At 62.6% G+C, this 8,424-nt stretch carries 6 protein-coding genes and 1 pseudogene; 6 read left to right on the top strand and 1 reads right to left on the bottom strand.

Translation table 11 applies throughout. The annotated features are described in order from the left end of the window. Positions 1 to 511, bottom strand: a pseudogene (locus tag HMPREF3162_RS01140) (cell surface protein); the annotation flags it as partial. A gap of 176 nt (positions 512 to 687) precedes the next feature. Between HMPREF3162_RS01140 and HMPREF3162_RS01135 the strand changes: the two are divergent. From HMPREF3162_RS01135 to HMPREF3162_RS01105, 6 genes are all read left to right on the top strand, one after another. Then, positions 688 to 1,959 (top strand): heme/hemin ABC transporter substrate-binding protein, encoded by a 1,272-nt coding sequence (locus tag HMPREF3162_RS01135; protein WP_070576074.1) that lies wholly within the window; start codon positions 688 to 690, stop codon positions 1,957 to 1,959. A 191-nt stretch (positions 1,960 to 2,150) separates the two neighbouring features. Beyond that, the gene (locus HMPREF3162_RS01125; RefSeq protein ID WP_019174173.1) at positions 2,151 to 3,173 is read left to right on the top strand and encodes a FecCD family ABC transporter permease; all 1,023 of its coding nucleotides are present in this window, start codon (positions 2,151 to 2,153) and stop codon (positions 3,171 to 3,173) included. Further along, the gene (locus HMPREF3162_RS01120; protein ID WP_062020000.1) at positions 3,170 to 4,021 is read left to right on the top strand and encodes a heme ABC transporter ATP-binding protein; all 852 of its coding nucleotides are present in this window, start codon (positions 3,170 to 3,172) and stop codon (positions 4,019 to 4,021) included. The genes HMPREF3162_RS01125 and HMPREF3162_RS01120 overlap by 4 nt, the downstream gene beginning before the upstream one ends. After that, complete coding sequence (locus HMPREF3162_RS01115) at positions 4,018 to 5,379, top strand: hypothetical protein (protein ID WP_070576078.1); 1,362 nt, start codon at positions 4,018 to 4,020, stop codon at positions 5,377 to 5,379. Before HMPREF3162_RS01120 ends, HMPREF3162_RS01115 begins: the two co-directional genes overlap by 4 nt. Beyond that, positions 5,376 to 7,562: an HtaA domain-containing protein gene (locus HMPREF3162_RS11945; protein WP_070776638.1), complete on the top strand. Its 2,187-nt coding sequence runs from the start codon at positions 5,376 to 5,378 to the stop codon at positions 7,560 to 7,562. Before HMPREF3162_RS01115 ends, HMPREF3162_RS11945 begins: the two co-directional genes overlap by 4 nt. Positions 7,563 to 7,622: 60 nt before the next feature. Next, positions 7,623 to 8,276, top strand: coding sequence for a biliverdin-producing heme oxygenase (locus HMPREF3162_RS01105; protein ID WP_061941810.1), 654 nt, complete (start codon positions 7,623 to 7,625; stop codon positions 8,274 to 8,276). The last annotated feature ends 148 nt before the right edge of the window (positions 8,277 to 8,424 follow it).

Below are 8,424 nucleotides of genomic sequence, written 5' to 3'. Positions count from 1 at the left end.
CCAGGGTGAACGAACCCTCCCACTGGATGGTGCCGGAGTTCGTTTCAGGGTCGATTGTGCCCTTGCCACCGGAGATCTCAACGAAGTTGCCCGACCGTTTGGCTTTGTCGCCGTTCCACGTGTTGAGGCGCTCGCCTTCCGGGGTCTGGCACTTGTTGTCCCACGTGATCGGCTGCGTGCCGCCATCAGCGGTGGGGCGCAGGATCTTGACGTTGCCCTCTTCCGGGCTGAACAGCTTCTTAGCTTCCGCGTCTTCCTTTGACCACGGTGAGGACTTCCCGGCGTCGCCGGACACTCCCGCGGACAGGAAGTTGCATGTGCCGGGAGCATAAGCGCCCGCACCGGATTCGGCGTTGATACCCCAGCTGAAGACAGCGTCCGAAACATTGAGTTCTGCGGCCTGGGCGGGGTGCGCGGACAGCAGACCGGCCCCGCCCAGCGCGAATGCCACGCTTCCGGCCAGGCAGGCGCGCCAATTGCGGCGCGAAGGCGCGCTCGATGATGACTTCATTGTTCTCCTTGTGGACTTACGTCGTGCGTACATTTCGCAACTGATTTACGAGAAACTGACTTGATCTAAAACGTTTAGGTAAGGCTATCCTTAGTTATAGTCACCCTGTAAGTCAACTCACGGTTCGGTGAATGTTTGTTGAGTGCCTCAGGCGCACTCGAACAGAAAAGGAAGCAATGAAACTCAACTCTCGGGCGTGGCGCCGGGCTGAAGAGCCCGGTCGCCCAGGAGGCCTGAATCGGGCTTTGCGCCGTATGCCTCGCCGAAGAAAACGGCGTGCCGCGGCAACCGCAGCGGTGCTCGCCGTTGGGCTTTTTCTGTGGAACAACGGTTTCCACAACGTCGGCACCCTCAATGTCGCGCACTCCCAACAGTGCGTACCCCCGCCGGCGACCTCGGCGGCGCAGCTTCCGAACATCCCGGATGTTCCCAGTTCCGAAAAACGTCCGGTCAGCAAGATCCACGGCCCGACCACTGCCTACACCCAGGCCTCCGAAATCCGGCCGATTGCAGATTTCGCAGATCAGCAGCAGACCCTCCCGGTGACTGTCACCTCGGACGATGGCCCCGAACAGACGGTGCGTGACACCTCGAGAATTCTGGCGCTCAACCAAAACGGCGGTTTGGCCGCCGCGGTTGTCGGCCTGGGTCTGGGCTGCAATCTGGTCGGCCGTGATGTTTCCACGCAGATGTCGTCGCTCATGCCGGGCCAGAAAGAACTTCCGCTGGTTACCCAGAACGGGCACGAACTCAACGCGGAGGCAATCCTCAATCTGGCACCCACAGTGGTGCTGACCGATTCGACGATTGGCCCCTATGACGTTCAGCTTCAGCTGCGCAATGCCGGCATCCCGGTGGTGTTCATTCCGTCGGCGACGGAGGACGGTGTGCAGGGCGTCAGCCCGCAGATCGTTGCGGTTGCCAAAGCGCTGGGCCTGCAGGATGCGGGTGAACAGCTGGCCAAGCGCGTCGATAAGGAAATCGCCGAAACCCAAAAGAGAATCCAGGCACTCGCACCGGACAATCCGGCGGACCGTCCGCGCACGGTGTTCCTGTATCTGCGCGGCGACATCTACTACTGGTTCGGCAAAGGCTCCGGCGCAGACTCTCTGATTCAGGCAATCGGCGGACGTGATGTTGCGACTGAAGTCGGCTTTGCGGGCATGTCACCGACCAACGCGGAAGCCCTGGTGAAGGCCGCCCCGGACGTCATTTTGGTCATGACGAAGGGCCTGGAGAGCGTCGGCGGCATCGACGAAGCCCTCAAACTGCCGGGCATTGCGCAGACTCCCGCCGGCAAACACCGTCGGATTGTCGATATGAGTGACTACGAAGTCATGAGCTTCGGCCCACGCACCGCGGAGGTCATCGCAGCCCTGGGCACGGCAGTCCACGCCCCCGAATACGCCTACGTCCCACAGGAAAAGTCCGCTGAAGCGGATGCCTAAGGAGAAAACCCTTGAGCACTACTCATTCCAGATCTGCTGAGCGTTTCGACGCGCCCGCACCTTTTGCCGGTTCGCCTTTGGACGAACAGCGCACGAGGCGCCGCTCCCGTTCTGCTTCTTCGGCGCCTGCCGCCCGGGTTCCGGGGGAGGGACGCGGTGAGAAGCCTTCCGGGAGGGTGTCGGCTGCTCGGGTGACCACCGTCTTCACCACTTTGGTGGTTCTGCTTCTTGGCGGAACTCTGCTTTCGGCCATGTTGGGTCAGCTCTACATTGCGCCGAAGGAAGTTGTGGGTTCCGTTCTGCAGTCGGTGGGCATCAACTGGCTGCCCGGTCCGTCGCACGAATTCGGTGCTGAGGCCCTGTGGGAGGTGCGCTTCCCGCGGATTGTTCTGACGGTCTTTGTGGGTGCTGCCTTGGCTATTGCCGGTGCTGTTATGCAGGGCATCTTCGGCAATCCGCTGGCTGAGCCGGGCACGATCGGAGTGTCTTCTGGTGCTGCCGTCGGTGCGTCGTTTGCGTTTCTGCACGGCCTGAGCTTCCTGGGCGGATTCACGGTTCCGTTCCTGGCGTTTGTGTGCGGTCTGGTGACAACGATCGTCGTGTACGTCTTGGCGCGGTCGAACGGCCGGACGGAAGTCGTCACTTTGATCCTCACGGGTGTTGCGGTCAACGCGATTTCCGGTGCGCTCATTTCGTTTATCGTGTTCAAAGCCCCCACGCAGGCACGTGAGCAGATCGTGTTCTGGCAGATGGGCAGCTTCAACGGCAGCCGGTGGGAACAGGTTGCGATTGTCGTTCCGCTGGTGGTCGTGGGAATCGGCCTGACGATGTTCCTGGCCCGGGGCCTGGACTTGGTGTCTCTGGGTGAAAAGGCGGCCCGCCACCTGGGTGTCGATGTTGAGCGTCTGCGCTTGTACGCCATGGTCCTGTCGGCTCTGCTGGTCAGTGCTGCGGTTGCGTTTGTCGGCATCATTGCCTTCGTCGGTCTGGTGGTTCCGCACCTGATGCGCATGCTGTTGGGGCCGGGCCACCGTCTGCTGCTGCCGGCATCGGTCCTCGGCGGCGCGGTGCTGCTGACCTTTGCCGATTTGGCTGCGCGCACGCTCATCGAGTTCGCCGACCTCCCGATTGGCATGCTGACCGCGCTGATCGGCGGACCGTACTTCTTCTATCTGCTGCGCCGCAGCCGTCGTGAGGCAGGAGGCTGGGCATGATCGAAAAGCTGCGTCGCAGCCGTGAAAGCCGTCTGCCGGAAGTCCCCGCACCGGGAAGCACCGTGCTGTCGGTGGACCAGGTGACGGTGTCCTACGACGGCGAAAGGAAGGTACTTGAGGGGGCCAGTCTGGATGTCCGGGCGGGCGAGGTGCTGGCTCTTGTCGGTCCCAACGGCGCCGGGAAGTCCACACTTCTGGGTGTCATCACCGGGGATGTTGAGGAAGCCTCCGGGTCAGTCACCATCAACGATCACCCGTCCTATGCCTGGAACACCCGCGAACTGGCTATGCGCCGGGCTGTTCTGCTGCAGCAGGTCGATGTGTCCTTCCCGTTTACGGTGTTGGAGGTCGTTGAAATGGGCCGCGCCCCGTGGCAGCGGACGCAGGCGGCAGCCGATGACGACACGATCGTGTCCGCAGTCCTGGAGCGCACGGACACGAGCCGCTTTGCTTCCCGCACCTTCACCTCGCTGTCCGGAGGGGAGCGGTCGCGCGCCGCTTTGGGCCGCGTCCTTGCGCAGGCCGCCCCGATTCTGCTGTTGGACGAACCGACAGCGGCTATGGACATCCGCCACCAGGAGCTCGTACTGACGATTGCCCGTGAATATGCGGCCACCGGCTCGGCTGTTGTCGTGGTTCTGCACAGCCTTGATCTGGCCGGTGCCTACGCGGACCGAATTGCCCTGCTCAACAACGGTCGCATCGCCGCTGACGGCACACCGGAAGAGGTGCTGACAGCCGAGCGGATCAGCGAAGCCTACGGCCATCCCGTCACTGTTCTCACCGACCCGGTATCCGGTTCACCGCTTGTGGTGCCGGTTCGCCCTTCCAGAAAGGACATGTCATGAATCAGCCTGGACACGCACCGGGCAGCCGGAAGAAGCGGCTGGGGCTGCGGCGGTTGGCTGCCGCGGCTGCCGCTGTGCTCATAGGCGGCATGGGCGCTTTCGCGAGTGCCGCTGTCAGTTCCGAACCCGCCCAGGCGGCGGCCCGGGTTTCCGTGTCGGGGACGCCTTCTGTTGACGGCACCTCGACCCTCAAACTCTCCGGCAGCGGTTTCCAATCGGTGCAGAACGGCTTCGGCGGCATCTATGTTCTGTTCGGTGTTGCCGAAGGCACGTGGCAGCCCAGCAAGGGCGGCAAGACGGGCACAAACCTGCGCTACGCCTATGACGATGAATCGAATCCGGTGGGCTATCAGCTGTTCGTCACGTTCCCGGGATCGTCAACAGCTCACGCCGCCAACGGCGGCACACTGAAGGCCGACGGAACATGGTCAGGCGAAATCATCCTGCCGGGCGCTCGCTTCACGTCCTATGACCGCGAGCGCAATCCGGTCGATGTTGACTGCACGCGTGAGCGCTGCGGCATCATCACGATCGGCGCGCACGGCGTGGCGAATGCCAAGAACGAAACCTTCACGCCGATTGAGTTCCCTGCTGCCGCAGCGGCTGGCCAGTCCGGCGGCGAACAGCAGCAGAACAACGGCGCAGCCGGCGCGGCAGCCGCACCGAAAGCCAATGCGCAGAAGGACAACAAGGATCAGAAGAACGCAGCAGCCCCCGCCGCACCGGCACCGGGAACAGCGGGTGGGCAGCAGCCGGTGTCAGGACCCCTGCTGGAGCCCGACCAGGTGGATGCGATCAACACGAACGCCAACCGCATGGTGTTTCTGCTGATGATCGGAGTGGTTCTCGCCATCTGTGCGATTGCCCTGGCCGTGGGAGTCGGTTCCTACATGGCAGTGAAATCGCTGCTTCTGGGTGTCAGCCCCGAAGCACTGGAGCGTGTGCGCACGCGCAGGGCTAAGCGCGCTATCGCGGCAGAGCACAAGCGCGAACGCAAACTGCAGAAGTTCCGCGTGAAGCAGGATGCGCGCACCCGCAAACGCGAAAGGGCAGCCGATGCCAAGATCGCCCGCGCTGACATGGAAGACGCGGGAGTGCGCTATCCGGTCATCGCCGAACAGCAGTCCTACGCTCAGCAGCCCGGTGCACAGGACCAACCTGCGGCCGGACCCATGCGGTTCTTTGAACTCATCCACAACGACGCAGGGGCCACCGGCAGCCACACGCAGCGTCAGGCGGCGGGCAGTCAGCAGGTGCATTCCGAGGGCACACCACCCGGTGCTGCAGGAGGAGATTCCCCAACGCTCGTCATGGATCGCCTGCTGGGCGAAGCAGATGCACGGGAGGATCAGCGATGAAGCGCACAGCAATAACCCTGGTGGCAGCCGCGGCAGCGTTTCTGCTGTTCCTCTTTGCTGCGGGTATAGCAATCGGCACGGCAGCCTTCGCATCGCCTGCTGACAGCGCGGAAGGGTCCGAGGCTGAGTCGTCGAAGCTGAAAATCTCAGACGCCGCCCTCACGTGGGGAATCAATGCAGAATCCGGCTCAGGTGCGTATCTGCCCGGTTCATGCAACTTCCTTTCCGCAGGTGTGGCAGGCGACAACGGGGGATCCTCGTTGTGGCCGAATGACGCCGAAAAGCGCGGACTGTTCAAGGCGAAAGACGGCAACGTGGAGATTCTGCGGCCCACCGCTGATGGCGGCACGCAGCCGATCACGTGGGACAACAAATGCCAGACCCCGGAAGGCAAACGCGTCAACACCTCAGGCGTGAACTCTGGAAACTACGTCCAGTTCTCCGGCGGTAAGGGAGAAGTGGACACCGCTGCGAACACGGGCACCATCCAGTGGGAGGGTTCGTTCACCCTGGTGTACTACTCCGGATACACCTACTGGTCGGTGAGCAACCCCAAGCTCGAAGTGAAGAACGGCAAGGGCAAGCTCACCGGCACCTTCTCCGGCTACGGCACCGACATGGAGGACCTATCCAAGTGGGAAAAGCTCAACCCCGTTGAAGGCACCATCGCCGACTTCGAAAACAACAAGGTTGAGCTCGATGAAAACGGCTTCACCGTCACCCCTGACTACGAGGGCATCGACAGTGGGCAGCCAGACCAGAACAAAGAAAAAGAAGGCTGGGGTTCGTTCCCCAAGAGTTGGGTGGACTTCAACGTACTGACCGGCCAGACCCAGTACTGGTACACCTCCGGCGGAGCCGCTGATGTGCGCAAGAAGCCCAGTCCGCTGAGCGTGTCGTTCACGGGCACCCCGATCGTGCCCGAACAGCCTCCGACTGATTCGCAGCAGCCCAAGCCGAAACCCGACACCGGGGGAGACAGCAAGGAGAAGCCGGGCGGCACCTCGTCAGAAGAAAAGAAGCCATCGAAAACCCCGAAGGGATCAGACGCGACCCTGTTCTGGGCGATCAACAAGGAAAGCAGCGCCGGTGGGTTCGCACCCGGCACCTGCAACTTCCTGTCCGCGGGCGTGTCCCCGGACAACGGCGGAGCGGTTGTGTGGGACGCACCCGGAAAGCTGTACAAGCCCAGCGACGGCAACGTGAAAATCGAAAAGCCCGACGCATCCGGCAAGTTCCACACCGCAACATGGCAGAACAAGTGCGATGACCGCTACGGCGGGCGAGTCGTGGCAGCGGACAAGAACTCGCACCACGAATCGCGGTTGAACATGGGCGCCGGAAGCATTGACTTCGAGGACGGCGGAATCACTGCCAGCTGGGAGGGCGGATTCACGATCGTGTTCTACTCCGGCATGACCTACTGGTCGGTCGCCGATCCGAAGCTGACCGTCACAAAGGACGGCAAGGGCGAGCTGACGGGTACCGCATCCGGCTACGGCGCAGACATGGAAGACCTGTCGAAATGGGAGAAGCTGAAGTCCGAAACCATCACACTGGCCACATTCTCCGGGCTCGATGTGGACAAGGCAGTCAAGGACGGCGGATTCACCGTCACCCCCGACTACCAGGGAGTTGAATACGAAGCCGGCGGCGGTCTGACGCCGCAGGACCGCACCGGAAGCGAATGGGGTTCATTCCCCAAGAGCTTTGTCGACTTCAACGTCAAAACCGGGCAGAGCTCCTACTGGTACTCCTCGGGCGGAATTGCAGACGCACGCAAACCCGCGCTGCCGCTGACGGTTGCCTTTGACAACAGCTTCGAGCCCCCAGCGTCAGAACCGGCCAAACCTGGTCAAAGCGCAGCCGGTGCAGGCGGTGCAGCCGGAACCGGTTCAACCGTGCCCGGTGGAAGCACTGTTGGCGGCCCCGGTGCTGCCGGGTCCGGCGGTGGGCCGGGCGCTCTGCCGCAGAGCCCCAATGCTCAGCCGGCAGACGTGGAAGACAAGACCGCTTTCGCTGCCACCGCAGCCGAAGCTCGCCGATCCGAGGGTATGGGCTCAATCAGTGCGAAGAGCTGGGGGCTTGGCGGAGCAACCGCAGCCGCAGGCATTGCCGCAACGGTCGGAATCGGCTGGCTGCTGCGCAGAAGTATCGGGCTCGACCCGAGCACCTGGACCTAAACCACTTACAGACAAAAAGAAAGAAACCCCGAAACCGGGCCAACACCTCGTGGAGGAAACATGACCATCACAGTCCCACCCGCGGAAACCGCGTCATTCTCACAGCGACTGCGCGAAGAAACCCAGCGCGAACACAGCGCGGCCGAATCCGAACGGTTCATCGTCGACCTCATGGGAGGAAAACTCGACCGCGAAGCCTACATTGCGCTGCTGGAACAGTACGCAGTGCTGTATCCGGCACTGGAATCGGCTGTGCAGGCCGCATCATCGGGTTCGGTGCTCGCAATGTTCGACCACCCCGGACTGGCACGCACGCAGGCAATCAATGACGACCTCGACCAGCTGCTCGGCACTGACAGGAAGCCGCCGGTGCCGGTCACAGCAACGCGCCTGCTGGCAGAGCGCTTCCAGTCTGGGCTTGAGCCCGAACAGCTGCTGGCCCACCACTACCTGCGCTACCTGGGTGACCTGTCCGGCGGCTTGGCAATCGGCAAACTGGTCAAGCGGCACTACTCGATCGAAGACGAAGCACTCAACATGTGGCGCTTCCCCGGAATCGACAAGCCGAAGCTGTTCAAGGACGACTACAGGGCCAAGCTTGACGCTGTGTCGCTGAGCGAAGCACAGCAGGAAGCTCTCATCGCCGAAGCCGAACTTGGCTTCCGCCTGAACAAGGCGATCTTCCGCGAACTCGGAGCAGCGCGCGGACTGTGACCGCTCCCAGCTGACAAGCGTGGTGGGTGTCGAGGTGATGAGCGCTTTGGTGCTGTAGCGCTGCTTCGCCGCGGCGTGCCCCGCTGGGGCCCCACCCCCATACAAAGAACGAGGTGCCGCTCACCTGAGAAGGTGAGCGGCACCTCGT

Origin of the sequence: Brevibacterium sp. HMSC07C04, from assembly GCF_001815905.1 — a bacterium.
Lineage (GTDB): Bacteria > Actinomycetota > Actinomycetes > Actinomycetales > Brevibacteriaceae > Brevibacterium.
Note: the sequence above shows the minus strand (reverse complement) of the source record. Positions and strands in the feature narration are given on the sequence as shown.

What these genes read in the sequence shown, in the direction of transcription:
- HMPREF3162_RS01135 (WP_070576074.1), top strand. Translation starts at nt 688, where the DNA reads ATGAAACTCAACTCTCGGGCGTGGCGCCGGGCTGAAGAGCCCGGTCGC.
- HMPREF3162_RS01120 (WP_062020000.1), top strand. Translation starts at nt 3,170, where the DNA reads ATGATCGAAAAGCTGCGTCGCAGCCGTGAAAGCCGTCTGCCGGAAGTC.
- HMPREF3162_RS01115 (WP_070576078.1), top strand. Translation starts at nt 4,018, where the DNA reads ATGAATCAGCCTGGACACGCACCGGGCAGCCGGAAGAAGCGGCTGGGG.
- HMPREF3162_RS11945 (WP_070776638.1), top strand. Translation starts at nt 5,376, where the DNA reads ATGAAGCGCACAGCAATAACCCTGGTGGCAGCCGCGGCAGCGTTTCTG.
- HMPREF3162_RS01105 (WP_061941810.1), top strand. Translation starts at nt 7,623, where the DNA reads ATGACCATCACAGTCCCACCCGCGGAAACCGCGTCATTCTCACAGCGA.